Origin of the sequence: Lentzea sp. NPDC042327, assembly GCF_040647275.1 — a bacterium.
In the GTDB taxonomy this organism is placed as follows: Bacteria; Actinomycetota; Actinomycetes; order Mycobacteriales; family Pseudonocardiaceae; genus Lentzea.
The window spans coordinates 300423-322695 of the sequence record NZ_JBEZBX010000003.1 but is presented as its reverse complement, the minus strand read 5'-3'; the positions used below and the strand labels follow the sequence as shown (position 1 = coordinate 322695).

The following is a 22273-nucleotide window of genomic DNA, read 5'->3' as shown; positions in this document are numbered from 1 at the left end:
AGCGTGCTCGCCGTGGAGCGACCACTTCGTTGCCGAGGCGGCGAGTGGGCGTTGAATCGCTCAACGCCCACCCGTCGGATCACGCCGTGTTCCACCGGCCCACCCGGATCCGGGCTCCACGCGGCTTCTGGAGCCGCTTCCCGCACGTGCTCGGGCAGGGTGGTGTGGGCGGTGTCCCTGGCGTAGCGGCGGATCAGGTCGTGCATGGCGTAGCGGCCGCCCGACCGCCGTTGCAGCAGCGAGGCGTTCTCCAGCCCGTTCGGTGAGCCAGCGCAGGGACCAGGACAGCACGGTGGGCCCGGCGGTGCGCGCGGTGATCGACAACGCCAGCGGGTGGCCCCGCACAGCCCGATCAGCTCGTCCACCGCCTCGGGTTCGGCGACGACGCGGTCGGCGCCCGGGCGGGCGGCCAGCAGGCCGCGGGCCTCCTCGTGGGTCAGGGCACCGAGGGGCAGGTGGCGGGCACCGTGCCGGTCGATCAGCGAGGCCAGCTTCTGGCGGCCGGTGACCAGCACGGTGCAGGTCGGCGAGCCGGGCAACAGGGGGTGACCTGGTCGCTGGTGGCGGCGTTGTCCAGCACGATGAGCATCCGCCGCCCGGCCACCAGACTGCGGTAGAGCGCGGCCTGGGCGTCGAGGTCGTTGGGGATGCGGTTCGCCTCGACGTCCAGGGCGTCGAGGAACCCGCGCACCGCCACCGCCGGCTGCATCGGCTCGCCGGCGGGGCTGAAGCCGTGCAGGTCGACGAACAGCTGCCCGTCGGGAAACCGCTCCAGGTGCCGATATGCCCACGCCAGCGCGAGCCAGGTCTTGCCGATGCCCCCGGCCCCGCCGATCGCCGACACCACCAACACCTCTGCCGAGGGGGCCAGGGCGGCGGTCAGTTGGTCAAGCTCGGCGGCGCGTCCGACGAACCCCGAGGGAACGGCGGGCAACTGCCGCGGCATCGGCTGCCCCGGAACAGCAGGGTGATGGTGGTGGACGCCGCCGGTAACCGTGTGGGCCTGCCCTGCGCTCGAAACCGAGGTCGCGACCACCGTGTTCCGCACCTCGACGACGGGTGGCTGCTCACCCGGCGGGCCTGCCTCGCCGATGTCGTCTTCGTGTTGGTCCCGGACCGTCATGCCCCACCCCCGGCACTACCACCTGGAAGACCCACGACGCCATTGGACGATCATCCCGTCCGGTCTGGGATACCGGGACGGCACCACCCGGACGGGCGAGCACCCCCCTCGAACGCACCCGCCATGTACTTCCCAACTCCGCCACCACCTCCGCTGACCAGGTCCGAACACCGCCGTCTTCGCCCGGACAGGACAGTTCGCCAGCCGATCCGCAGGCACACCTTGTGGCTCCTTCGTCACTCGCGGTATGGTCTAGACCTTCACCGCCGCCGCGATGTAACGCACAACCCGCAACATCAAGGCAAAGGAAGTCACATGAAAATTCGACGCAGGGTCGCGGCCGCTGTGGCCGGTGTGGTCGCTGCACCGTTGCTCGTCGTGGCTCTCCCCACCGGCACGGCGTTCGCGCACGGGTACGTGTCCTCGCCCGCCAGCCGTCAGGCCCAGTGCGCCAGTGGCGTGGTCTCCTGCGGCAACATCAAGTACGAGCCGCAGTCGGTCGAGGGCCCGAAGGGGCTGCAGAGCTGCCACGCCAACCTGCCGCAGTTCGCCGAACTGAGCAACGACAGCAAGGGCTGGAAGGTGCACCAGACCGGTCGTTCGGTGACGTTCAACTGGACGTTCACCGCGCGGCACCGCACGCGGGACTACGACTACTTCGTGGACGGTCGCAAGGTGGCCACGTTCAGCGGCAACAACCAGCAGCCGCCGGCGAGCGTGCAGCACACGGTGAACGTGGGGTCGGCGGGCCGGCACAAGGTCCTCGCGGTGTGGAACATCGGCGACACCGCGATGGCGTTCTACTCCTGCATCGACATCAACGCGAGCTGAGCTAGTCGGTACGTGAGGTCCCCTTCCGCTCACGTACCAGCTTTTCGACGTTGAACGGCATCAGGTTCAAAGGCGGACCGGACAACGGTTTGCGCAGTGCGTCGAGGATGCGCGTGTTGATCGCTTCGATGATCGCGCGCGCGTCCTCGTCGGTGGGAGCCGTGAGCGCGCGTTCCTTCGCGCTCTCGGCTTCCTTGCGCAGCACGAGGGAAGGCGGCAGGCCCGCTGTCCCCTCCTCCTCGCGCACCTTCCGCTTGATCCACCAGTCCTCGTCGAGCGGTTCCCCCGCGCCGGGCAGCGGTTTGCCGGCGCTGGGCAGGCCGTCGAACTCGCCGCGCTCCTGGGCCTCGCGGATCTGGCGGTCGATCCACGACTCGAAGTCCATGCCGTGCGGTTTCCGTTGCGTCATGGGGAGAACCTCCTCGCTGCGGCCTCGATGGCGGCGACGAACGCGGGACTGCCCTTGTGGCCGCTGTCGTCCACGACGGTCAGCGTCGCATCCGGCCACGCCTCCGCCAACCGCCAGGCCGTGTCGGGTGGGCAGCTCAGGTCGCGGCGGCCGTGGATGATCTCACCGGGGATGCCGGTGAGCCGGTGCGCGTCGCCCACCAAGTCGCCGACGAAGCCGTGGTTGGCGTAGTAGTGCGCGCAGATCCGCACCAGCGCGAGCATCTCGTCGGAGGGGCGGCCGGTCCAGCTGCCCTGCTTGCCGAAGTTCTCCAGCGACAGCACGGTGTCCTCCCACCGCGACCACTCGATCGCCGCCCGTTCCCGCACCGCGCGGTCGGGGTGCTCCATCAGGTCCGCGTAGGCGCGCACGACGTCCGGCGGATCGCCCGCGTGCGCGCTGAAGCGGGCCCACGCCTCCGGGAAGAACCGGGACGCGCCCCGGTACAGCCAGTCCAGCTCGCGCTGCGAGGACAGGCTCACCGCCACGAGGATCAGCTCGCTGACCCGGTCCGGGTGGCGCTGCGCGTAGGCGACGGCCAGCGTCACGCCCCAGGAACCGCCGAACACCAGCCACTTCTCGATGCCGAGGTGCTCGCGCAGCCGTTCGACGTCGGCGATCAGGTGGTCGGTGGTGTTGACGCTCAGGTCCGTCGCCGGATCGCTCGCGTTCGGCGTGCTGCGGCCGCAACCGCGCTGGTCGAACAGGACCGTCTTGTAGTTGCCCGCGCTCAACACCTTGCGCGCGCCGACCGAGCAGCCCGACCCCGGTCCGCCGTGCAGGTACACGGCGGGTTTGGCGTCCGGCTCGCCGACGACCTCCCAGTAGAGCCGGTTGCCGTCGCCGACGTCGAGCAGGCCGTGGTCGAGGAGGTCCATGATCACGAGGCTACCGAGCCGTGCCGGCGCAGGGCGACCGCGACCCAGACCGCCACGAGCACGCCCGCGCCACCGGCCACGACGAACGTCAGCCGGGGTCCGGCCGCGTCGAGCAGCAGGCCGCCGCCGACGTACGACAGCGCCGCGGCGACGCCGATCCCGCCGTAGAAGTTGCCGAACACCCGGCCCGTCCGGTCGGCGGGCACCAGCCGTTGCAGCAGCGTGCTGTGCGCGACGTCCATGCCCGCGATGCCCAGCCCGCGCACCGCCTGCAGCGCGAACGCCGACGCGACGCCCCACGCCAGACCGGTGAGCAGGTTGCCCGCGCTGCTCAGCACGAACCCGGTGACGAGCAGCGCGACCATGCCCAGCCGCGCGGACCCCTTGGCGAGCAACGCGTACCCGGCGAGCAACCCGGCGCCGACCGCGGCCAGCACCACGCTCGCCGCGCTGTCGGAGCTTCCGAAGACGTCCTTGGTGAGCTGGATGACCGCCACGTCGTCGATCGCGGTGCACGCCACGACTCCGCAGAAGCCCAGGAACACGATCCGCACCGTGCGGTTGTGCCAGATCTCGCGCAGCCCGGCACGGGCGTCGCCGAGGACCGTCTCCCCCGGTTCCGCCGGCACCACCAGCCGCGGCAGCCGCAGCAGCAACACCGCGGCCAGCGCGAAGGAGGCGGCGTCCACGAGCAGCACACCGCGGGTGTCGAGGAACGTCAGCAGCACGGCGGCGAGCAGCGGCCCGAGCACGTCCGCGCTGTTGGTGCCGAAGCCCAGCGCGGTGTTCGCGGGCCCGAGGTCCTCCTCCGCGACCAGGCTCGGCACCGCCGCCCGCGACGCCGGCAGGAAGACCTGCCCCAGCAGCGCCCGCAGCCCGACGAGCGCGAGCAGGACCGGCAACGGCGGCAGGGTGAACGCGATGACCGCCAGCAGCACGCACTGCGCGGCCTCGCAGCCGACCATGACCGTGCGCCGGTCGAAGCGGTCGCTCACGAGGCCGGTGAACGGGCTGAGCAACGACGGCGCGAAGTCCCCGACGAGCAGCAGGGCGGCGACCGCCAGCGCCTGCCCCAGCGCCGACTGGACGTGCAGCATCAGCGTGACCAGGCTCAGCGCGTCCCCGACAACGGAAACGACCCGTGCGGTGGTGAGCACGCGCAACGGGCCGTTGTCCTTCAAAAGCGTCAGCACATGGTCATCGTGCCAAGGCCGCGTCCAACTGGTCAGCCAATTTGTTCATGATCCCGGCGTAGGAGGTGTAGCTCAGCGGGGCGACCGCGTTCCACTCCACGAACCGGCCGGCCTGCACGGCGGGCAGTGCCTGGAAGACCGGGTGGCCCTCCTTCATCTTCTCCGGGTCGAGCACGTGCTGGCGGGTGTCCCACATGATCACGTGTTCCTTGTACGTGCCGACGTTCTCCCACGACAGCGACTGGAAGTAGCCGCCGCCCTCGGCGTCGGGCGTGGCCGGCGTGAGCAGCGGCAGGCCGAGCTCCTTCGCGTACCAGTCGAGATCGGGGTTGCGGGCCGGCACCGCGACGTAGAAGAGCTTCGGGTCGGCGCCGACCACCTGGATCTTCTGGTTCGCGGCCGTCATCTTGGCGCCGATGGCCTTCAACCGCTCGGCGGCCTTGGTGAACGCCTGCTCGTCGGCCTTCACCTTGGCCGAGTCGACGTCGGCGCCGAGGGACTGGGCCAGGTCGCGGAAGCGCTTGATGCCGTCCGGCAGCTGGATCTTCGACTGGCCGATGCCGACGGTCGGGGCGATCTTCGCGACCTTCTCCTCGAACTCGGCCGTGAGGTGCCAGAGCCCGCTGACCTCGGGGTAGTAGCCGGCGACGACGAGGTCGGCGTTCAGCGCGGCGAACTTCTCGATGTCGATCTCGCCGTAGCCGGGGCCGGTGATGTCGGTGACCTGGCTCGGGTCGATGCTGCCCGCCTCGGGGTCGGTGGTGCCGTCCGCGCGCTTGAGCGGGCCGAACGTGCCGACCACGTTGACACCGTAGTCCTTCAGCGCGCCCGCGGCGGACACCTGTGCGACCACGCGCTCCGGCCGCTTCTCGGCGGTGACCTCCTTGCCCCGGTCGTCCTTGAACGACCACTGGCCCTGCTGCTGCTCCGCGGGGGTGGTCCCACCACACCCGGCCACCAGTCCGAGCAAGAGCACCGCGGCGACTGTCCTGCGCACCTGTCCACCTCCTGAGTTTAGGCTTGCCTAACCTATCAAGCGCCCATGGAACCCGCGCAGGGTGCCTGATCGGGTGGTGTTGGTGTCGAACCGGCGAGTGGTGCCGTAATGGAGCCATGAGCACCTCTAGGTTGCGCGTCGTGTCCAAATACTCACGTATCGCAACCTCTGTTCTCGCGGCCGCCGGTGCCGCACTCGCCGCCGCGTCCCCCGCACTGGCCGACCCCGGTTCGATGTTCGGCCCGGACGTGCAGGTGCCCGAGAACCCCTGGAACCACAGCGCCGTGGCCGTGTGCGCGACGGACGTCCTGACCGCACCCGTGTTCGGCAGCTCGGTCGGAGAGGTGCTGAACCACTGCGGCAACGGCGCGGTCGTCGCCGAGATGCTGGATCACGCCCAGGGCTGAACCCGGTCGGCCCACCGGCCGTACGCCTCCTCAGAAGTTGTTCCCGACTCCTGAGGAGGCCGCGTGTCCGGCCGACGTGCTGCAAGGACCGCGAGGACGGCCGCTCTCGCCGCGGTGGTGGCCGCGACGGTGGTGTCGACGCCCTCCGCGCACGCCCAACCGGCCGCCGACGCGCTGAAGGCCTACACGGAGCTGACCCACCACGCCGAGGAGCTCACCCAGGACCACCTCAAGGCGCAGGTCGACCTGGCGGCGGCGAACACGCGGCTCGGCACCGCCACCGAGACCGAGAAGCAGGCGCTGACCGCGTCCGAGCAGTTCCGCGGCCAGGTGGACCTGCTGACCGAGGCGTCGTTCCAGGGAGCGCGGTTCAGCGACATCTCCGCGCTGCTGACCAGCACGTCCCAGCAGGACTTCCTGGAGCGCATGCAGGCGCTCAACGTCCTCGCTGCGGAGAACAACGAGGCGGTGGCCCGGCTCGACGCCACGCTGACGGCGGCCGCGAAGGCCAGGGCCGGCGCGGCCTCGGCGGCCGAGGCGGCGACCGAGCTCGTCGCGGACGTGGCGGCCCGCAAGACCGCGATGGACCAGCAGGTGGCGACCGCGCGGGCCAAGTACCAGTCGCTGTCGAGGCCGCAGCAGGCGACGCTGGCCGCCAAGGGCGACACCTCGGCGGTGCCGGTGCCCGCGGGTGCGGCCGGCACGGCGCTGAACTTCGCGCTGGCGCAGCGCGGCGAGCCGTACGTGTTCGGCGCCAACGGCCCCGACCAGTGGGACTGCTCCTCGCTGGTGCAGGCCGCCTACCGGGCCGCGAACGTCTCGATCCCGCGGGTCACCTACGACCAGGCGAAGGTGGGCCGCGCGGTGACGCGGGCGACCATCGCGCCGGGCGACCTCATCATCTACTACGCAGGTCAGTCGCACGTGGCGATGGCCGTGGACAGCGTCCGCGCGGTGCACGCGTCCACGGAGGGCATTCCGGTCAAAATCGCCGACATCGACTCGATCGGTCCCATTTCGGTGATTCGCCGCGTCGTCGGGTGACGCGTCTCTCCACCCCGCGATAAGCCGACGTAGACGACTGTGAGAGCGTGCGTTCGCCGAACTGGTGAGGATCCGGTGGTAGACGAACACAAGGTCATTCCGTAACCTGTCCGAGACCTTCGGCCCAGCAGTTAACCCACTCGGGGCACACGCCAAGGTTGCCGCCTCACGCGCAGTAGTTCTCAGCGTGGCGGCTGCCAGGAAAAAGGAGGACCCGCGACGTGGTGTCGCAACCCTCACGCCGTACCGTGCGTGGAGCGATCGTGGCGGCTGCTGTCGTCGCCGCCGCACTGCCCACGGCCCCGGCCACCGCACAACCGACGGCCGCTGACGCGCTCAAGAAGTACAACGAGCTCAACGAGCAGGCGTCGCAGATCAACCAGGACCAGCTCAAGGCCCAGGACGACCTGAAGGCCAAGCAGGGCGAGCTGGACAAGGCGAAGAACGACCTCGTCGTCGCCAAGCAGGCGGAGGAAACCCTCCGCGGCCAGGTCGACCTGCTCACCGAGGCCTCGTTCGGCGGAGCCCGCTTCAACCAGCTCTCCGCGCTGCTCGTGAGCAACTCGCAGCAGGACTTCCTCAACCGCATGACGGCCATCAACATCCTGGCCACGGACAACGCGGAAGCCCTCAAGAAGCTCACCGACGCCGTCGAGGCCGCGGACGCCGCCACCAGGACGGCCAACGAGGCCACCGAGGCGTCGAAGAAGCTGCTCGCGGACATCGAGCAGAAGAAGGCCGCGCTCGCGAAGCAGATCGAGGAAGTGCGGGCTCAGTACAACCAGCTGAACACCGCGACCCAGAACGCCCTGAAGAGCAAGGGCGACATGTCGACCATCCTGGTCCCGGCCGGCACCGCCGGCAAGGCCCTGGAGTTCGCCCTCGCCCAGCGCGGTGAGCCCTACGTCTACGGCTCCAACGGCCCGGACTCGTGGGACTGCTCCTCGCTGATCCAGAAGGCCTACGCCTACGCGGGCGTGTCCATCGGCCGCACCAGCTACGCCCAGGCGGCAGCCGGTCGCCCGGTCTCGCGCAGCGAGGTCAAGGCGGGCGACATCATCGTCTACTACTCCAGCCAGTCCCACGTGGCCATGGCGATCGACAACGTGCGCGCCGTGCACGCGTCGACGGAGGGCCAGCCGGTGAAGATCGCCGACATCAACTCGATCGGCCCGGTCACCGGGATGCGCCGCATCGAGGGCTGACCAGGTTCTCCGCAACGCCCCCGTCCCGCTGCCCCGGGACGGGGGCGTTGTGCGTCCATCACCGCATCGGGTGCAGGAGCCGCGCTGACCCTGCGGTCCCGGCCGCACCGCACTACGGTCCGGGTGGCCGCCCGGACCCGGCGGCCTTCGCGTGCGAAGTGGAGCGTCGATGAACACTCTGGAAGCCGGCCAGGAGCTCACCACCGGCCAGCAGCTCACCACTGCCAACGGCTACTCCCTGACCCTCCAGTCCGACGGCAACCTGGTGCTGACGGAGAACAACGGCACCGTCTGGGCCAGCGGCACCAACGGCAGGGGCGCCGTGCGCGCCGCACTGCAGGACGACGGCAACTTCGTGCTCTACAACGGTGACAACAACCCGGTGTGGGCCACCGACACCGCCGGCAACACCGGCTCGCGCCTCGTGCTGCAGGACGACCGCAACCTCGTCGTGGTCGGCGGCGACGGCAGCGCCAAGTGGGCCAGCGGCACGAACACCGACACGCCGCAGTCCACCCCGGCCGCCGCAGAGCCCGCCCCCGCCGCACCGGCCCCGGCCGAACAGGCCCCGCCGGCACCGGAGGTGCTCACCTACACCGTGCAGCCCGGCGACTCGCTGTGGGCGATCGCCGAGAGCTGGTACCGCGACGGCAACCGCTACACCGACGTCGCGGCCGCCAACGGCATCGAGAACCCCGACCTGATCCACCCCGGCCAGGTCCTGCGCATGCCCTGAGCTCCCGCGCACACGCGAACGGGCCGGTCCTCTCCTCGGAGGACCGGCCCGTTCGCGCACGTGGCGTCTACACGGAGGCGACCCCGTCCTCGGGCGCCTGGCGGGCGATCGCGAAGGCCGGGTTGCCCTCCTCGTCCTGCCGCACGTCGAGGACCTTGTCGTCCAGGAACTCCGCGGCGGCCGGCTCCATGATGACCTTGGCACCCGCGTCGGCGGTCACCACCTGGTCACCGTCCACCGGCTCGCTGAGGGAGAGCTCGAGCGCCGCCTGGCTGTCCTGCTCGGTGGCGAGAGCGAACCTCAGGCCGACGTCGTCGTTGGTGGTGGACTGTGAAGTCAGCTCGTTGATGACTTCCGCAGCCACCGGCGTCACTTCGAGCATGTCGGCCCCTTTGTCTGGAAACAACGAACGCGCCCCGTGTTCCCGGTGAGCACCTGCCTCAACCATCGGATGCCGATGGATGTGGAGAACGCGCAGGTAGAAGGCCCGAGATCGGTGGCGGGGCCAGGGCGGACGGGGCGAACGGGCGGATCACCGGGCTCGGCGGGGCAATCGAGCGGATCAACCGCCAGGGTCCGGTGGAGGGACTCCGACGCGGACCGGTCGCAGCGGACAGCGCGGCCACCCGCGTCCAGCGCCCGCAGCACGGCACCCGCGCCCAACGCTCCCCACGCGCCCAGCGCCCGCAGCACGGCACCCGCGCTCAACACTCCCCACGCGCCCAGCGTCCGAGCACGGCACCCGTACCCGGAACGCGCCGCCCGCGTCCCAGCACGTCGCCCGCAACCCGAACCCCGGCACGCCCACGCCCGCTCCCACCGCCCGCACCGGGCAGCCCAAGAGCCGAAACAGGCCCCTAAGCCACCCGGTGCGTCGCGGGACGAGCGGTCTCCTGCCGCACGTGGCCGCAGGCCGAGCACACCCGCGGCACCGGCACGAGCTCGGCGACCAGCCGCCACGAGTCGGCGAAGCTCGGTGCCTGCACGCCCGGCACCAGGAGGCTGTCCAGCGACTCCTGGCGGCGGCGGCCCTTCTCGCGGCTGCGTTCCACGGGGTCGCGGCGGTGGGCCAGGGCGCGGGAGGCCGCGCGGGCGCGTTCGCCCTCCGTGCCCAGTTCGCGGGCGCGGCGCGGGGTGTTGAGCAGGGCGTTGCGGCGGTTCACGCGGAACCACTCGCCCAGCGTCATGCCCGGTAACGGCGGGCGGGCCAGGGTGCCGTCCGCCGTCCACGAGCGCAGGCGGGCGCGCAGGAACTCGTGCGCCACCTGCGAGCGGGAGCGGGGGCGGCCCTGGCGGGTGCCGTCGGGGTGCGTGTCGATCGCGGCGAGCACGGCGTCGACGGACCAGCCGGCGGCGAACCAGGGTTCGAGGGTGCGGCGGACCCAGTGGCGGTTCGCGTCGGGCCAGGAGGCGCGCACGCACAGCGACTCGACGGCGGTGGCCACGTCGGCGTCGGTGGCGGGGACCACGCGGCCGGGCCAGCGGCTGGGTTCGATCTGCATCTGGACTGACCTCCTGGAAGCACCGTGACGAACATCTGTTCGACAGTGTGCCACCGGGGTCTGACAAAAAACGACGTCCAACCGGTTGACCTGGGCAAACACCGGTCGAAGCACGCCTGAACAGTGCACGATAGCCTGCGGAAATGACGCATCACGAGCCCCACGACGACGTCAGCGGCAACCGGATGAACTGGCTGCGCGCCGGGGTCCTGGGCGCGAACGACGGCATCGTCTCCACCGCCAGCCTGGTCGTGGGCGTCGCGGGCGCCACCGCGGACAGGACCCAGATCCTCGTCGCTGGCCTCGCCGGGCTGTTCGCGGGCGCGATGTCGATGGCCAGCGGCGAGTACGTCAGCGTCAGCAGCCAGCGCGACGCCGAACGCGCGCTGATCGCGCAGGAGAAGCGCGAGCTGCGGGACACGCCCGACGAGGAGCTGAAGGAGCTCGCGGGCATCTACCGGGACAAGGGCCTCGACGCCGAGACCGCCCGGCAGGTCGCCGAGCAGCTCACCGAGCACGACGCGCTGGCCGCGCACGCCGACGTCGAGCTCAAGATCGACCCCGACAACCTCACCAACCCGTGGGCCGCCGCCATCGCCAGCTTCGTGAGCTTCACCATCGGCGCGCTGCTCCCCCTCATCGCCATCGCCACCACCTCACCGTCGCTGCGCGTGCCTGTGACGGTCATCGCCGCGATAGCCACCCTCGCGCTGACCGGCTACGTCAGCGCGCGCCTGAGCAACGCGCCGAAGCAGCGCGCTGTCCTGCGCAACGTCGTGGGCGGCCTGATCGCCATGGGCATCACCTACGCGGTCGGGGCGCTCGTGGGCCAAAGCATCGGATAGACCGAATGCGGGTACAGGTGCGCCATGAGTGAAGACAGGGGTAGCTACGCACCCGCCGACACCGACGACTTCGAGGCCCTCGACGAGGACAACCTCCAGAAGGACCCGCTGGAGGAGGGCATGGACCCGCCGGAGGGCTGGGCGGGGGCCGACCGGTACGGGACGACCGAGTACGAGCAGGCCCACCCCCGGCCGCTCGACGAACGCCTTCAAGAGGAACGGCGCGAGAACGACGAGACGGGTGCATGATCACAACATGAGCCTCGGCATCCCGGACCGGATCACGGCGTTGCTGTTCGACCTCGACGGTGTGCTCACGAGCACCGCGGTCCTGCACCGCAAGGCGTGGCGGCAGACCTTCGAGGACATGGGTCAGCCGTTCAGCGAGCAGGACTACCTCTCCTACGTGGACGGCAAGCCGCGCTACGACGGCGTCAGGAGCTTCCTGGCCTCGCGCGGGCTCACGCCGCCGGAGGAGGAGGTCCGCCGCATCGGTGACCGCAAGAACGACCTGGTGAACCACATCATCGACGAGGAGGGCATCACGCCCTACCCCGGTTCGGTGCGCTACCTGCAGAAGGCGCGCGAGGCCGGGATGCCGATCGGGGTGGTCACGTCCTCGGCGAACGCGATGCGCGTGCTGCGCTCGGGCAACCTGCTGGACTACGTCGACGCGCTGGTGGACGGCAACGTCATCGCGGCGGACAACCTGCGCGGCAAACCGGAACCCGACTCCTTCGTCGAGGGCGCGAAGAGGTTGAAGACGGCACCGGAGCACGCCGCCGTCTTCGAGGACGCGCTCGCCGGTGTCGCGGCCGGGCGCAAGGGCGGGTTCGGGTTCGTCGTCGGCGTCGACCGCGGCAACCAGCGCGACGCCCTGCGCGAACACGGTGCCGACCAGGTGGTCGACGAGCTCGACGAGCTGCTGTCATGAGCTACGCGATCGAACCGTGGCAGTTGCGCTGGCAGGGCCTCGCGGTCGACCAGCTGCACCGGACCGAGTCGACGTTCGCCCTGGCCAACGGGCACATCGGCTTCCGCGGCACCCTCGACGAGGGTGAGCCGCGCGGTCTGCCGGGCACCTACCTCAACGGCTTCTACGAGGAGCACCCGCTGCCCTACGGCGAGGGCGGCTACGGCTACCCGGAGGCGGGCCAGACGGTCGTCAACGTCACCGACGGCAAGATCATCCGGTTGCTGGTCGAGGACGAGCCGCTGGACATGCGCTACGGCACCGCGCTGGAGCACGAGCGGACGCTGGACTTCCGCTCCGGCACGCTGCGCCGCCGCACGGTGTGGGAGTCCCCGACCGGCCGGAGGGTGGTGGTGCGCAGCGAGCGGCTGGTGTCGTTCACGCAACGCGCGGTCGCCGCCATCCGCTACGAGGTCGAGCCGGTGGACGACGTGCAGCTCGTCGTGCAGTCCGACCTGCTGGTCAACGAGCCCATCGAGAAGCGCACCAACGACCCCCGCGTCGCGGCCGCGCTGAACGCACCGCTGGTCGCGGACTTCGTCACGGCCGAGAAGGCCAGGGCGGTGCTCTGCCACCACACCAGGGAGTCCGGGCTGCGGATGGCCGCGGCGATGGACCACGAGGTCGACGCGGGCGGTGTGGACCCGCGCACGGACATCCGCGCCGAGGACGACCTGGCCCGGTTCACCGTCGCGGTCGACGTGGCCGGGGGCAGCAGCCTCAAGCTCACCAAGTACCTCGGCTACGGCTGGTCGGCACAGCGGTCGACGCCCTCGCTGCGGGCGCAGGTCGAGGCCGCGCTCGCCGGTGCGCTGCAGACCGGCTGGACCGGGCTGCTGGCCGAGCAGAGGGCGTTCCTGGACGACTTCTGGGAGGTCGCCGACATCGAGCTCGACGGTGACGACGAGCTGCAGCAGGCGATCCGGTTCTCGCTGTTCCACATCCTGCAGGCCGGTGCCCGCGGGGAGACCCGCGCGATCCCGGGCAAGGGGCTGACCGGTCCCGGCTACGACGGGCACGCGTTCTGGGACACCGAGACGTTCGTGCTGCCGGTGCTCACCTACACCGTCCCGGACGCGGCCCGCGACGCCCTGCGGTGGCGGCACTCCACGCTGGACAAGGCCCGCGACCGCGCGAAGGTGCTGGGGCTCGGGGGTGCCGCGTTCCCGTGGCGGTCCATCAACGGTGCCGAGTGCAGCGCGTACTGGCCGGCGGGCACGGCCGCGTTCCACGTCTCCGGCGACGTCGCCTACGCCACCCAGCAGTACCTCAACGCGACGAACGACGAGGACTTCGACCGGGAGGAGGCCGTCGAGATCCTCACCGAGACCGCACGGCTGTGGACCTCGCTCGGCCACCACGACCCGCACGACGGGTTCCGCATCGACGGCGTCACCGGTCCGGACGAGTACTCGGCGATCGTGGACAACAACGTCTACACGAACCTGATCGCCCAGCAGAACCTGCGTGCCGCCGCCGACGCCGCCGAACGGCACCCGGACCGGGCGGGGGCGAGCGAGGAGGAGATCGCCGAGTGGCGCAGGGCCGCGGACAAGATGGCGCTGCCCTACGACGAGATGCTCCAGGTCCACCCGCAGGCGGACAACTTCACCAAGCACGCCGAGTGGGACTTCGAGGGCACGCCGCAGGAGAAGTACCCGCTGCTGCTGCACTACCCGTACTTCGACCTGTACCGCAAGCAGGTGGTGAAGCAGGCGGACCTCGTGCTGGCGATGCACCTGCGCGGTGACGCGTTCACCGCGCAGGAGAAGGCCCGCAACTTCGCCTACTACGAGGCGCGGACCGTGCGGGACTCATCGCTGTCGGCCGGGACGCAGGCGGTGATCGCGGCCGAGGTCGGGCACCTGGACCTGGCGTTCGACTACCTGGTCGAGGCGGCGTTCACCGACCTGCACGACCTGCACGACAACGTCCACAACGGACTGCACATGGCCTCGCTGGCCGGTGCGTGGCTGGCGCTGGTGGCCGGGTTCGGCGGCATGCGCGACCACGGCGGCGAGCTGACGTTCGCGCCGCGGATGCCCGCCGCGCTGCGCCGGTTCTCGTTCCGGATGTCGTTCCGGGGCACCAGGATCGGGGTCGAGGTGACCGAGACGGAGGCGACCTACCGGATCGTCGACGGCACCGAGCTGACGACGAGGCACCACGGGGAGCGGATCACGATCACCGAGGGCAACCCGGTGACGATGCCGCTCCCGCCGGCGCCGGAGCTGGAACGGCCGAAGGGCCCGTACGGCCGGGAGCCGCGCAGGGCGGCTCCCGGACAGCCGGGCACGGAGCGCTAGGGCAGTGGGGAGACCTGGTAGTGCGTGATCAGGTCTCCCCGCACCAGCACGCTCAGGTTCACCGCGACCGCCGGCCGGTCGGCGAACGAGAAGTCGACCGCGAGATAGCCGAGCGTCAGGTTCTCCGCCAGTTCTCGCGTTTCGAGGACCTCGTACTCGGCTTTCAGGCCGATCGGCTGGGAGTCGTAGTAGGCGGCGACCGCCTCACGTCCCACCCCGTAGGGCTTGAGGCCCTGGAAGATCGCGTCCTCGGTGAACAGCTCCGCCACGCGCTGCGGTTCGTGCGCGTCCACGGCGGCCTTCCACCGGTCCATGACGTCGATGAGGGCCATGTCAGTGCCCCGCGCTCTGACCGCCGTCGACGTGCAGGACCTCGCCGGTGACGAACCCGGCCTGTTCGAGGAACAGCACCGCGTCGACCACCTCGTCGACCTCGCCGATCCGCTTGACCGGGTGCAGCGAGGCCAGCGCCTCGTGGGTCTCCGGGGCGTGCATCGGCGTGCGGATGATGCCGAGCGCGACCGTGTTGAAGCGGATGTCGCGGGTGGCGTACTCGACCGCGAGCGACCTGGTGACGGCGTTGATGCCACCCTTGGTCAGCGACGCGAGTGCCGACGGCACGGCGGAAAGAGCGTGGTCGACCAGGGCGGTCGACACGTTCAGGACGTGCCCGCCGGTGGTTTCCATAGCGCTCACCGCGCTGCGCGTGATGTCGAAGAACCCGCGCAGGTTCGTGCCGAGCACGGTCTCGTAGTCCTCGTCGGTGTACTCGGTGAACGGCTTGGCGACGAAGACGCCCGCGTTGTTCACCAGGGTGTCGACGCGGCCGAACCGCGCCAGCGCTTCCCCGACGACCCGCGCGCCCTCCCCGGGTACCGCGAGGTCGGCGCGCACGGCCAGCACCTCGGGGTCGTCGGAGGCCTCGACGGACCGCGACACCGCGACCACCGAGTAGCCGAGCTTGCGATAAGCGGTCACCAACGCCGCACCGATTCCCTGCGACGCGCCCGTGATCACTGCGACCTTGCCGGTCATGTCCTCGCCCTTTCGCAGCGTGAGTGGAACTGACCAGCACAACAGCGGTTCCCGGCGGGCAATTTCGGCTTGGTGCGACCTGTTCCCTCCTGCTTGGGAGGCTCAGCCTACGAGCGTTCCGCGACGGTGGCGGAGTTGTTCTCAGTCCAGCTCCAGCACCACCTTGACGTCGCCGGGGCGTGACTCGAAGGCCTCCGCGCAGGACTCCAGCGGCACCCGCCTGGTGATCATCGCCGAGAGCCAGGCGTCGTCCGCCCGGTCGAGCACCGCGGAGGCCTCGCGGTAGTGCCGGACGTTCGAGTTGACCGTCCCGAACGTGATCCCGTTGCGCAGCACCAGGTCCCGGTTCGCCTGACCGAGGTCGACCGGTACCACCTCGGTCGAGGGCACCCCGGTCAGGCACACCAGCCGCCGTCCGAGCAGCTGCGCCACCAGCTGCGGCGCACCGGTCGCCTCGATCACGACCTCGTGGTCGGGCAGCGTCCGGTGGTAGGTGGCGCCCAGCGACTCGACGAGGTCCGGCTTCGGGCCGTCCGAGGCGACGTCGAACACGTGCACGTCCAGCCCGCGCTGCACGCCGATCATGGCCGCCAGCAGCCCGATCGGACCGGCACCGGTGACCAGCACGCTGTCGAAGTCGAAGAACGCGAACCGCTCCAGCCGCTCCCACGCCTTGACCACCACCGACGCGGGTTCGAGCAGCACACCGGCCCGTGAGCTGACACCGACGGCGTACTGCGCCGGCACCGTCCACAAAGTAGCGCCGTAGCCGTCGATGCCGGTGATCCCGCGCTCGGTGTACCGGCCGTTGAGGCACATGTCGAACTCCCCGCGCGCACAGGGCGCGCACGGCACCGGGTCCGGCCTGCGCACCACGCCCACGACCAGCGAGCCGGGCGCGAAGCCGGGACCGCTGATCACCCTGCCCAGCGACTCGTGCCCGATCACCAGTTCGCCACCGGTGCCGAACTCGCCGCGGACGATCTCGCGGTCGGTCCCGCAGATCCCGATCGCCAGACCCTCGACCAGCAGCTCGTCCGGTCCCGGCACCGGGTCGGGGAGTTCGGTCAGCGACAGGGAGCCGGCTCGTGCGGGATCTACCGTGAGTGCGCGCATGAGATCCATTCTTGACATGCCGACCCGATCGCGCTGACCATGGGAGCGCTCTCACGCAACCCTGTCTGTGAGGAGATAGTCGATGCGCAAGCTCCTGCTGCTGGCGACATCGGCCCTGGTCGGGCTGACAACGTTGTCTGCACCTGCTCAAGCCGCTCCACCGAGCCTGCTCCCGCTCACCGTCCAGAACACCTCCGGTCGCGGCGACGCCGTGCACCTGTACGTGTTCGGCGAGATGGGCGGCCGGCTCGGGTACGTGAACGCGAACGGCCAGTTCACGGCCTGGTCCGGCGGGAGCATCCCGCCCTCGCCCGCGCCGGACGTCTCGATCCCCGGCCCCGTCAACGGGGCCAGCAAGACCCTGCAGATCCCGCTCAACCTCGCGGGCGGCCGGCTCTACATGTCCTTCCGCGACAAGCTCAAGTTCTCGCTGGTGCCGGGCGGCCTCGTGCAGCCGGCGCCGTGGGCGGCGGGTGACCCGAACCGCGACATCCTGTTCGACTGGAGCGAGTTCACCTACAACGGCGGCGGGCTGTGGCTCAACAGCTCGCAGGTGGACATGTTCAGCGTCCCGCACGCGGTCGAGGCGACCTCGCAGGCCGGCGCGACCAAGCGCACCGGCGTGCTGGTCAGCGGCGGCCGCAACCGGATCTTCGACCAGCACCAGCAGATGGGCGGTGACTGGTCGCGGTTGGTCCACACGCGGTCGGACGGCACCCGGCTGCGCGTGCTGAACCCGAGCAAGGGCCTCGACGCGGGCCTGTTCTCCAGCTCCTACTACGCGGGCTACGTCAGCAGCGCCTGGTCGACGTACCAGAACACGCCGCTGACCGTGGTGCCGTACCGGAACGAGCCGAACCGGAAGTTCACCGGCCGCACCAGCGGCGGGGTCCTGCGGTTCACGAACACCGCCGGCCAGCAGGTGGCGTCGTTCGAGCAGCCCTCGACGCGGGACGTCCTCAACTGCGACGGCCGGCTCGCCGCGCCCAACAACGACGTCGGCGCGATCTCCCGGTCGCTGTGCGCCGCGCTCAACCGCTCGACGCTCGGGTACCTGCACACCCAGCCGACCTACGACGCCGCCGAGTTCTACACCCGCGCGACGGCCAACCACTTCTCGAAGATCGTGCACCGGAACATGGTCGACGGGAAGGCCTACGGGTTCGCCTTCGACGACGTCGGCGCGTTCGAGTCGCTCGTTCACGAACCGAACCCGCGATCGGCCAAAATCACCCTGACAGCATTTTAAACCAAAGCTTTCTTGCTTTTGATCGACTTTCACTCCACTGTGTGAGGCGCCGTCGCCGCGGCTCTCACACAGTGGAGTCGTCGTGTGCGTACGGGTCCTGCTGGTCGAAGACGACGAGCGAATCCGCCAGGCGTTGCGCCTTGCGCTGGGAGACGAGGGATTCACCGTCGACGAGGCGTGTTCCGGCGAGGTGGCGTTGCGGCGCCTGGAATCCGAGTCGTTCGACGTGGTGCTGGTCGACCTGACCCTGCCCGGGGTGGACGGGCTGGAGGTCGTGCGCACCCTCCGCGGGCGCGGTGACCTGCCGATAATCGTCGTCACCGCGCGGACGGACGCCTGCGACGTGGTCGCCGGACTGGAGGCGGGCGCCGACGACTACGTGACGAAACCGTTGATGGGCGGCGTTCTCGCGGCCCGCATCCGCGCGTTGTTGCGGCGCCGCGGACCGGGGCGCAACACCGTTCGGGTGGGCGATCTGGAAATCCGTCCGCAGGAAGGTCTCGTGCACCGGGCGGGGGAACGCGTTCACCTCACGAGAACGGAATTCCGGCTGCTGCTGGAACTCGCTGGTGCGGCCGGCCGAATCGTCACCAGGGAACAGCTGCTGCACCGGGTCTGGGGATATGACTACTTCGGCGACACCCGCTTGCTCGACGTGCACATAAGGCGGTTGCGGCGCAAGGTCGAGGCGAACCCGGACGACCCGGCCCTGGTGCTCACGGTGCGCGGCGCCGGGTACCGGATCCGTTCGTGAGGCTCACGCTGCGGTGGCGGGTGGCGCTGGCGTTCGGCTTCGGGCTGCTCGCGGTCACGAGCGTGCTCGCGTTCGCCACCTGGAACCTCGCCTGCGGCTACATGATGCGCCAGCGCGAGGCCTCCGCGACCCGCCAGGCCGAGGTGAACGTGCGGCTGGTCGAGCGCTCGCTCGCCTCCCCCGGCCTCGACGAGCTGCTGACCGGGCTCACCACCGGCCCCGACTCGACGATCCTGGTGATCACGCCGGGCGGTCTGGTGACCGCGGGCCGGCCGGTCGACCCCGGCCTGCTGCCGGTCGGGCTGGTGCGGCACCCGCCCGGTGGCGGGCGGATCACCGTGGACGGCCAGCCGATGCTCGCCGTGGTCCGCCCGGTCGCGGGCAACGCCGTGTACGTGGAGCTGTTCGGGCTGGAGCAGCTCGACCGCGCGTCCCGGTTCCTCAGCGCGGCGCTGATCGGCGGCACGGTCGCCTCGGCGCTGCTGGGGGCGGCGCTGGGGTCGTGGGCGTCGAAGCGGGCGCTCCGGCCGCTGGCGGAGCTCAGTTCGGCCGCGGGGCGGATCGCCGGTGGCGACCTCGGTGCCCGGTTGCCGGTGCGGGACGACCCGGACCTCGCGGCGCTGGCGGCGAAGTTCAACTCGACGGCGCACGCGCTGGAGCAGCGGGCGTTGCGGGACGCCCGGTTCGCCTCCGACGTGTCGCACGAGCTGCGGTCGCCGCTCACGACGATGGTGAACGCCGGTGCGGTGCTGCGACGGCGGCGCGAGCACCTGCCGGGCACGGCCGGGACGGCGCTGGAGCTGCTGACCTCGGAGGTGGACCGGTTCGCCCGGATGGTGGTGGACCTGCTGGAGATCTCGCGGGCCGACCAGACCGACGACCCGCGGCACGAGGAGATCGCGCTCGACGCGCTGGTGCGCAACGTGGCCGCGACGCGGGCCCCGGTGCCGGTGGAGCTCGAACCGGCGGTCGTGCTGGGTGACCGGCGGCGGCTCGACCGGGTGCTGACCAACCTGCTGGACAACGCGGACCGGCACGCGGGCGGAGCGGTGCTGGTGTCGGTGCGGCGGCACGGCGGGCACGTCCGGCTCGCCGTGGAGGACGAGGGGCCCGGTGTGCCGGAGCCGTTGCGCGAGCAGGTGTTCGAACGGTTCGCGCGAGGTGTGATGGCGGGCAGCAGGGGTGACGACACCGGCAGCGGGCTGGGGCTCGCGCTGGTCCGCGAGCACGTGCACCGGCTGGGCGGGCGGGTGTGGGTGGAGGACCGCGTGCCGGTCGGTGCGCGGTTCGTGGTGGAGCTGGTCTTACGGAGTTCTGACGGCTGACCGTTCGGGGCCGCCCGGACCCCCTGGCGGCCCTACCGTCGACACATGCGAGTACTGATCACCGGCGGGGCCGGGTTCATCGGGTCGCACGTCGCCGACGAGCTCACCTCCCAGGGCCACGACTGCGTCCTGCTGGACGCCCTGCTGCCCGAAGCGCACGGAGCCGCACCGGTGCTGGACCACGAGCTGGTCGTCGGCGACGTCGCCGACCCGGACGTGCTGCGACCACTGCTGTCCACAGTGGACGTGGTCTGCCACCAGGCCGCGATGGTCGGGCACGGGGTCGACCCGTTCGACGCGCCCTCCTACGCCCGGCACAACGACCTGGGCACGGCGGTGCTGCTGGCCGAGATGCACCGGGCCGGGGTGTCGCGGCTGGTGCTGGCGTCGTCGATGGTCGTCTACGGCGAGGGCCGGTACCGCTGCCTGACGCACGGGATCGTGCGCGGGGAGCGGTCGCCCGCCGACCTCGCCGCAGGCCGGTACGAGCCGAGGTGCGCCTGCGGTGACTTCCTGGTGCCCGAGCTGGTGCCGGAGGACGCGCCGCTGGACCCGCGCAGCACGTACGCGGCGACCAAGCTGGCCCAGGAGCACCTGGCGGCGGCGTGGGCGCGGCAGACCGGCGGCAGCGTGTGGGCGTTGCGCTACCACAACGTCTACGGCCCGCGGATGCCGCGCGACACCCCCTACGCCGGGGTGGCGTCGATCTTCCGGTCCGCGCTGCAGAACGGCCGCGCGCCGCGGGTGATGGAGGACGGCCGGCAGCGCAGGGACTTCGTGCACGTGACCGACGTGGCACGGGCGAACGTGCTGGCGCTCTCGTCGGCACGGCCGGGGTTCGAGGCCGTGAACGTCTGCTCGGGCTCCATGCACACGATCGGCGACCTGGCGTTCGCGTTGGCCGACGCGTGCGACGGACCTGCCCCGCAGATCGTCGGTGGTGCCCGGCCCGGCGACGTGCGGCACGTCGTCGCCTCGCCCGCGAAGGCGGCCGACGTGCTGGGGTTCGAGGCGTCCGTGCGGTTCGAGGACGGGGTGCGGGCGTTCGCTGCGGACCCGTTGCGGGCGGCGGTCACCAGTTCGTGAGCACGAGGTGGTTCACCGCGAGGGCCGTCAACGCCTGCGCGGTGAGCCACCTCCTGCGGTGGTCCAGCCTGGCCGCGCCGACCATGAGCCAGACGGCGAACGGCAGCCAGATGCGTTCGGTCTCGGCCTTGCTCAGCCCGGACAGGTCGGCGGCCAGGACCGCGATGCCGGCGGCGACGACCCACCTGTCCCTGCGCAGCCCCTGGATGCCGGCGGGGCCGAGCACGAGTGCGAGCGCGGCCAGGTTCGCCCAGACCCAGTACCAGTACGGCCGGACGTCGCCGATGCCCTGGTAGTAGCGGAGCTTGACGAGCTCGTAGCCGTCGAGCCACCAGAACCCGGCGAGCGCGAACGCCGCCACGACCGCGAGTGCGCCCGCGACCGCCCAGCCGATCCTGCGCCCTGCCGCCACGATCGCCAGCGGGGCGAGCAGCACCAGGCCGTAGGACAGGAACACGCACCAGCCGAGCACGACCCCGCCGAGCAGCGGCCACCGGGTGAGCAGGTAGAGGCCGACCGCGGCGACGCCCATGAACATGCCGTCCGCGGACGCGCCGACCCACACCGCACCGGGGAACAGCACGAGGTACGGCAGCACCGCGGTGTCGCCGAGGGCCTTGGGGATCGCGACGACGGCGAGCGAGCCGACGAGGACGCAGAAGAGGGAGGCGGCCGCTCCCCCGCCGAGCCCGATGCGGTCCAGCGCGACGAACGTGAGCAGCGCGCCCGGTGGGTGGCCGGAGACGTGCGTGGTCCACGAGTCGGGCTGGAAGTCGGGGATGCGGTGGGCGAACTCGCGCACCATCGCCGGGACGTCCGTGATCTGGGGAACCTCGTGCAGGTACTCGTCCTCGGTGGTGAGCCGGGTGGTGAAGTGGTCCCAGCCGTCGACCATGGCCAGCGAGAGGGTGAACGCCACCGACGTCGCGTAGGCGATCGGGAGGGCGTGCCGGTGCCGGGCCAGCTCGGGTCCCTTCGCCACCACGAGGAAGGCGAGGAGGACCGCGGCGGGCGTGCCGGGTCCGACGTGGGGCCGCCAGTCGCCGAAGAGCGGCGCGGCGGAGGCGAAGAGCAGACCGGGGTGGTTCAGGTTGACCAGCAGTCCGGTGACGACGGCGGCGACGACGAGCAACCCGGCGACGAGGAGGCGCACCGCTCCCAACCTAGGGGGTCCCGGGCGGTGTCCGCCAAGGGCGCAAGACAACCGTAAGAACTCTTCC

General features: G+C 71.0%; 23 protein-coding genes and 1 pseudogene. 13 read left to right on the top strand and 11 right to left on the bottom strand.

The window, feature by feature from the left end:
• Positions 1 to 164: 164 nt before the first annotated feature.
• Positions 165 to 1048 (bottom strand): annotated as a pseudogene (locus tag AB0A63_RS09340) (NB-ARC domain-containing protein); the annotation flags it as partial.
• A gap of 390 nt (positions 1049 to 1438) precedes the next feature.
• On the opposite strand from AB0A63_RS09340, the gene AB0A63_RS09335 reads away from it, so the two are divergent.
• Positions 1439 to 1954: a lytic polysaccharide monooxygenase auxiliary activity family 9 protein gene (locus AB0A63_RS09335; RefSeq protein ID WP_360387458.1), complete on the top strand. Its 516-nt coding sequence runs from the start codon at positions 1439 to 1441 to the stop codon at positions 1952 to 1954.
• A 1-nt stretch (position 1955) separates the two neighbouring features.
• Here the strand turns inward: AB0A63_RS09335 and AB0A63_RS09330 are convergent, their stop codons facing one another.
• The 4 genes from AB0A63_RS09330 to AB0A63_RS09315 are packed head-to-tail and all read right to left on the bottom strand — an operon-like array spanning position 1956 to position 5470.
• Complete coding sequence (locus tag AB0A63_RS09330; protein ID WP_360387456.1) at positions 1956 to 2363, bottom strand: DUF1992 domain-containing protein; 408 nt, start codon at positions 2361 to 2363, stop codon at positions 1956 to 1958.
• On the bottom strand, positions 2360 to 3280 hold the full coding sequence (gene pip, locus AB0A63_RS09325) for a prolyl aminopeptidase (protein ID WP_360387454.1): 921 nt from the start codon (positions 3278 to 3280) through the stop codon (positions 2360 to 2362). Before pip ends, AB0A63_RS09330 begins: the two co-directional genes overlap by 4 nt.
• A 2-nt stretch (positions 3281 to 3282) precedes the next feature.
• The gene (locus AB0A63_RS09320) at positions 3283 to 4473 is read right to left on the bottom strand and encodes an MFS transporter (RefSeq protein WP_360387452.1); all 1191 of its coding nucleotides are present in this window, start codon (positions 4471 to 4473) and stop codon (positions 3283 to 3285) included.
• Between the two features lie 4 nt (positions 4474 to 4477).
• A complete protein-coding gene (locus AB0A63_RS09315) occupies positions 4478 to 5470 on the bottom strand; it encodes an ABC transporter substrate-binding protein (RefSeq protein ID WP_360387450.1) in 993 nt (330 codons plus the stop codon).
• Between the two features lie 116 nt (positions 5471 to 5586).
• Here AB0A63_RS09315 and AB0A63_RS09310 point away from each other — a divergent pair, with 116 nt between their 5' ends.
• From AB0A63_RS09310 to AB0A63_RS09295, 4 genes are all read left to right on the top strand, one after another.
• Entirely contained in the window at positions 5587 to 5877 is a 291-nt protein-coding gene (locus tag AB0A63_RS09310) for a hypothetical protein (RefSeq protein ID WP_360387448.1), read from the top strand.
• Positions 5878 to 5940: 63 nt separating this feature from the next.
• On the top strand, positions 5941 to 6921 hold the full coding sequence (locus tag AB0A63_RS09305) for an NlpC/P60 family protein (protein ID WP_360387446.1): 981 nt from the start codon (positions 5941 to 5943) through the stop codon (positions 6919 to 6921).
• Between the two features lie 263 nt (positions 6922 to 7184).
• The gene (locus AB0A63_RS09300; RefSeq protein ID WP_360387444.1) at positions 7185 to 8126 is read left to right on the top strand and encodes an NlpC/P60 family protein; all 942 of its coding nucleotides are present in this window, start codon (positions 7185 to 7187) and stop codon (positions 8124 to 8126) included.
• Between the two features lie 169 nt (positions 8127 to 8295).
• A complete protein-coding gene (locus tag AB0A63_RS09295; protein ID WP_360387442.1) occupies positions 8296 to 8862 on the top strand; it encodes a LysM peptidoglycan-binding domain-containing protein in 567 nt (188 codons plus the stop codon).
• A gap of 67 nt (positions 8863 to 8929) precedes the next feature.
• On the opposite strand, the gene AB0A63_RS09290 is transcribed toward AB0A63_RS09295, so the two are convergent.
• Positions 8930 to 9244, bottom strand: a complete 315-nt coding sequence (locus AB0A63_RS09290) for an iron-sulfur cluster biosynthesis protein (RefSeq protein WP_360387439.1) — start codon at positions 9242 to 9244, stop codon at positions 8930 to 8932.
• 475 nt (positions 9245 to 9719) lie between these two features.
• Positions 9720 to 10364: a hypothetical protein gene (locus AB0A63_RS09285; protein ID WP_360387436.1), complete on the bottom strand. Its 645-nt coding sequence runs from the start codon at positions 10362 to 10364 to the stop codon at positions 9720 to 9722.
• Positions 10365 to 10507: 143 nt separating this feature from the next.
• Between AB0A63_RS09285 and AB0A63_RS09280 the strand changes: the two genes are divergently transcribed.
• From AB0A63_RS09280 to AB0A63_RS09265, 4 genes are read left to right on the top strand one after another with little or no spacing between them, the layout of a single operon-like run.
• Positions 10508 to 11209 carry a VIT family protein gene (locus AB0A63_RS09280; RefSeq protein ID WP_360387433.1) on the top strand — a complete coding sequence of 234 codons (702 nt, stop codon included), beginning with the start codon at positions 10508 to 10510 and terminating at the stop codon, positions 11207 to 11209.
• A 24-nt stretch (positions 11210 to 11233) separates the two neighbouring features.
• Positions 11234 to 11458 carry a hypothetical protein gene (locus AB0A63_RS09275; RefSeq protein WP_360387430.1) on the top strand — a complete coding sequence of 75 codons (225 nt, stop codon included), beginning with the start codon at positions 11234 to 11236 and terminating at the stop codon, positions 11456 to 11458.
• Positions 11459 to 11465: 7 nt separating this feature from the next.
• Positions 11466 to 12143: a beta-phosphoglucomutase family hydrolase gene (locus tag AB0A63_RS09270; protein ID WP_360387428.1), complete on the top strand. Its 678-nt coding sequence runs from the start codon at positions 11466 to 11468 to the stop codon at positions 12141 to 12143.
• Entirely contained in the window at positions 12140 to 14488 is a 2349-nt protein-coding gene (locus AB0A63_RS09265; protein WP_360387425.1) for a glycosyl hydrolase family 65 protein, read from the top strand. The genes AB0A63_RS09270 and AB0A63_RS09265 overlap by 4 nt, the downstream gene beginning before the upstream one ends.
• Here the strand turns inward: AB0A63_RS09265 and AB0A63_RS09260 are convergent.
• The 3 genes from AB0A63_RS09260 to AB0A63_RS09250 form a co-directional block, all read right to left on the bottom strand.
• Positions 14485 to 14820, bottom strand: coding sequence for a hypothetical protein (locus AB0A63_RS09260; RefSeq protein ID WP_360387423.1), 336 nt, complete (start codon positions 14818 to 14820; stop codon positions 14485 to 14487). The genes AB0A63_RS09265 and AB0A63_RS09260 overlap by 4 nt on opposite strands.
• Before the next feature lies 1 nt (position 14821).
• The gene (locus tag AB0A63_RS09255) at positions 14822 to 15523 is read right to left on the bottom strand and encodes an SDR family oxidoreductase (protein WP_360387421.1); all 702 of its coding nucleotides are present in this window, start codon (positions 15521 to 15523) and stop codon (positions 14822 to 14824) included.
• Positions 15524 to 15664: 141 nt separating this feature from the next.
• Positions 15665 to 16639: an alcohol dehydrogenase catalytic domain-containing protein gene (locus tag AB0A63_RS09250; RefSeq protein ID WP_360387419.1), complete on the bottom strand. Its 975-nt coding sequence runs from the start codon at positions 16637 to 16639 to the stop codon at positions 15665 to 15667.
• Between the two features lie 82 nt (positions 16640 to 16721).
• On the opposite strand from AB0A63_RS09250, the gene AB0A63_RS09245 reads away from it, so the two are divergent.
• The 4 genes from AB0A63_RS09245 to AB0A63_RS09230 all read left to right on the top strand — a co-directional run bounded on the left by AB0A63_RS09245 (position 16722) and on the right by AB0A63_RS09230 (position 21053).
• Positions 16722 to 17888: a beta-1,3-glucanase family protein gene (locus AB0A63_RS09245; protein WP_360387416.1), complete on the top strand. Its 1167-nt coding sequence runs from the start codon at positions 16722 to 16724 to the stop codon at positions 17886 to 17888.
• Positions 17889 to 17970: 82 nt separating this feature from the next.
• Positions 17971 to 18642 (top strand): response regulator transcription factor, encoded by a 672-nt coding sequence (locus AB0A63_RS09240; protein WP_360387414.1) that lies wholly within the window; start codon positions 17971 to 17973, stop codon positions 18640 to 18642.
• On the top strand, positions 18639 to 19967 hold the full coding sequence (locus AB0A63_RS09235) for a HAMP domain-containing sensor histidine kinase (protein WP_360387411.1): 1329 nt from the start codon (positions 18639 to 18641) through the stop codon (positions 19965 to 19967). Before AB0A63_RS09240 ends, AB0A63_RS09235 begins: the two co-directional genes overlap by 4 nt.
• 45 nt (positions 19968 to 20012) lie before the next feature.
• Positions 20013 to 21053: an NAD-dependent epimerase/dehydratase family protein gene (locus tag AB0A63_RS09230; RefSeq protein WP_360387408.1), complete on the top strand. Its 1041-nt coding sequence runs from the start codon at positions 20013 to 20015 to the stop codon at positions 21051 to 21053.
• Here the strand turns inward: AB0A63_RS09230 and AB0A63_RS09225 are convergent.
• Positions 21040 to 22206: a hypothetical protein gene (locus AB0A63_RS09225; protein WP_360387405.1), complete on the bottom strand. Its 1167-nt coding sequence runs from the start codon at positions 22204 to 22206 to the stop codon at positions 21040 to 21042. The two genes, AB0A63_RS09230 and AB0A63_RS09225, sit on opposite strands and share 14 nt — an antisense overlap.
• Between the last annotated feature and the right edge of the window lie 67 nt (positions 22207 to 22273).

Coding starts and splice junctions, on each gene's coding strand:
- AB0A63_RS09335 (WP_360387458.1), top strand. CDS start 1,439: ATGAAAATTCGACGCAGGGTCGCGGCCGCTGTGGCCGGTGTGGTCGCT.
- AB0A63_RS09275 (WP_360387430.1), top strand. CDS start 11,234: ATGAGTGAAGACAGGGGTAGCTACGCACCCGCCGACACCGACGACTTC.
- AB0A63_RS09265 (WP_360387425.1), top strand. CDS start 12,140: ATGAGCTACGCGATCGAACCGTGGCAGTTGCGCTGGCAGGGCCTCGCG.
- AB0A63_RS09250 (WP_360387419.1), bottom strand. CDS start 16,639: ATGCGCGCACTCACGGTAGATCCCGCACGAGCCGGCTCCCTGTCGCTG.
- AB0A63_RS09295 (WP_360387442.1), top strand. CDS start 8,296: ATGAACACTCTGGAAGCCGGCCAGGAGCTCACCACCGGCCAGCAGCTC.
- AB0A63_RS09230 (WP_360387408.1), top strand. CDS start 20,013: ATGCGAGTACTGATCACCGGCGGGGCCGGGTTCATCGGGTCGCACGTC.
- AB0A63_RS09270 (WP_360387428.1), top strand. CDS start 11,466: ATGAGCCTCGGCATCCCGGACCGGATCACGGCGTTGCTGTTCGACCTC.
- AB0A63_RS09285 (WP_360387436.1), bottom strand. CDS start 10,364: ATGCAGATCGAACCCAGCCGCTGGCCCGGCCGCGTGGTCCCCGCCACC.
- pip (WP_360387454.1), bottom strand. CDS start 3,280: ATGGACCTCCTCGACCACGGCCTGCTCGACGTCGGCGACGGCAACCGG.
- AB0A63_RS09310 (WP_360387448.1), top strand. CDS start 5,587: ATGAGCACCTCTAGGTTGCGCGTCGTGTCCAAATACTCACGTATCGCA.
- AB0A63_RS09255 (WP_360387421.1), bottom strand. CDS start 15,523: ATGACCGGCAAGGTCGCAGTGATCACGGGCGCGTCGCAGGGAATCGGT.
- AB0A63_RS09330 (WP_360387456.1), bottom strand. CDS start 2,363: ATGACGCAACGGAAACCGCACGGCATGGACTTCGAGTCGTGGATCGAC.
- AB0A63_RS09260 (WP_360387423.1), bottom strand. CDS start 14,820: ATGGCCCTCATCGACGTCATGGACCGGTGGAAGGCCGCCGTGGACGCG.
- AB0A63_RS09290 (WP_360387439.1), bottom strand. CDS start 9,244: ATGCTCGAAGTGACGCCGGTGGCTGCGGAAGTCATCAACGAGCTGACT.
- AB0A63_RS09245 (WP_360387416.1), top strand. CDS start 16,722: ATGCGCAAGCTCCTGCTGCTGGCGACATCGGCCCTGGTCGGGCTGACA.
- AB0A63_RS09280 (WP_360387433.1), top strand. CDS start 10,508: ATGACGCATCACGAGCCCCACGACGACGTCAGCGGCAACCGGATGAAC.